Origin of the sequence: Mesorhizobium sp. M5C.F.Ca.IN.020.32.2.1 (assembly GCF_004023105.1) — a bacterium.
GTDB classification, from domain to species: domain Bacteria; phylum Pseudomonadota; class Alphaproteobacteria; order Rhizobiales; family Rhizobiaceae; genus Mesorhizobium; species Mesorhizobium wenxiniae.
The window spans coordinates 1-652 of sequence record NZ_RZSX01001539.1 but is presented as its reverse complement, the minus strand read 5'-3'; the positions used below and the strand labels follow the sequence as shown (position 1 = coordinate 652).

At 58.9% G+C, this 652-nt stretch carries 1 protein-coding gene; it reads right to left on the bottom strand.

Annotated features, from left to right (window positions below; all coding sequences use genetic code 11):
• Positions 1 to 195: 195 nt before the first annotated feature.
• Positions 196 to 618, bottom strand: coding sequence for a DUF6163 family protein (locus EOA86_RS37300; protein WP_128345874.1), 423 nt, complete (start codon positions 616 to 618; stop codon positions 196 to 198).
• Positions 619 to 652: the final 34 nt, after the last annotated feature.

Below are 652 nucleotides of genomic sequence, written 5' to 3'. Positions count from 1 at the left end.
ATCGAATACTCATAAAATTCGACTTAAACGCTAGGGCTAACAAGAGCTTACCGGTAAGAGGTTTCGAAAGAGGCTTAACGAAGGGTCACCCGAACAAGGATGATTAACCTAAAGATTTAGCCAATGATTCCGGGCGAAATTTGCGCGTCCAATGGGACGCGCGGCGCTATTCTTGTTGAGTGTCGGTCCGATGCTCTATTGGCGGCTCTGGCGCTTCTGCATCCAGATCACCACGCGAAAGACGATGTAGAGCAGCGCCACCGCCGCATGCGAGGCGAGGATCAGCGGCCGGTGGCCGAAGAGCTCGGGAAAGCCGGCATACATGACGATCTCGGTCGCCGCGCAGATGAACCAGATCACCGGCCCCCAGGAGGCCAGCATCCACAGACCGGCGGCGGCGAAGGGGAAGAAGACGGCGAGCATCACCGCCGCCACCTGCCAATGCACCGGCATCAGGTCGAAGCGCCACAACGAGCCGGGATAGAAGCCGATCAGCCGGATCCAGTACAAAATCCCGAACAACAGGCAGTAGCCCGATATGACGCGCTGGAACCAGGCGAAGATGACCTCGACCGTCGAGGGCTGGAGCACGCCGCGTCTCGACGTGACGTCGCTCACCGCTCGAGTTCCCGTTCGCCAAGCGGAGCAAAAT